1 protein-coding gene is annotated in these 436 nt (G+C 66.4%); it reads left to right on the forward strand.

Annotated features, from left to right (window positions below):
• Positions 1 to 436 (forward strand): VCBS domain-containing protein (locus AC1DPX_RS35155; RefSeq protein ID WP_477242618.1); only part of this gene is annotated, 436 nt, incomplete at both ends.

Consider the following 436-nt stretch of genomic DNA (forward strand, 5'->3'; position numbering starts at 1 on the left):
CAAACGCCACCGGCAACGTCATCACCAATGACACCGACGTCGACAGCGCCGGCCTGACGGTCAGCGCGATCCGCACCGGCGGCACCGAAGGCGCCGGCACGGTCGGTTCGCTGGGCGTCGGACTGGTCGGCGCACACGGCACGCTGACGCTCAACAGCAACGGCAGCTACACCTACGTCGTCAACGAGAACGATGCCACGGTGCAGGCGCTCAATACAGGCGGTTCGACCACCGACACGTTCAACTAYACCGTCAGCGACGGCACCCTGACCGACACCGCGGTACTGACGGTCACCATCAATGGCGCCAACGACGCGCCTGTCGGTGTGAACGACACCAGCGCCAGCGCGGGTGCGAACGCGGCAACCGAGAAGGGTGGCACCGCCAACGGCTCGGGCGGCGCAAACGCCACCGGCAACGTCATCACCAATGACAC

It is taken from the genome of Mesorhizobium sp. 01N446 (genome assembly GCF_056399285.1).